At 34.0% G+C, this 285-nt stretch carries 1 protein-coding gene; it reads left to right on the top strand.

Annotated features, from left to right (window positions below; all coding sequences use genetic code 11):
• Positions 1 to 285, top strand: a 285-nt coding sequence (locus tag CD116_RS07995) for a DUF1542 domain-containing protein (protein WP_142381045.1), incomplete at both ends; no start/stop codon positions are given.

The following is a 285-nucleotide window of genomic DNA, read 5'->3' as shown; positions in this document are numbered from 1 at the left end:
TAAAGAAGATGCGAAACAAGATGTTGATAAACGTGTTCAAGCTTTAATTGATGCGATCGATCAAAATCCGAATCTAACAGATAAGGAAAAACAAGCACTCAAAGATAAAATCAATCAAATACTTGAACAAGGTCATAACGACATAAACAATGCGATGACTAAAGAAGAGATTGAACAAGCAAAAGAGCATTTAGCACAAGCATTACAAGCCATCAAAGATCTAGTGAGAACTAAAGAAGATGCGAAACAAGATGTTGATAAACGTGTTCAAGCTTTAATTGATGC

Origin of the sequence: Staphylococcus schweitzeri, from assembly GCF_002902405.1 — a bacterium.
In the GTDB taxonomy this organism is placed as follows: domain Bacteria; phylum Bacillota; class Bacilli; order Staphylococcales; family Staphylococcaceae; genus Staphylococcus; species Staphylococcus schweitzeri.
This window is presented reverse-complemented; position numbering and strand designations above follow the sequence as displayed.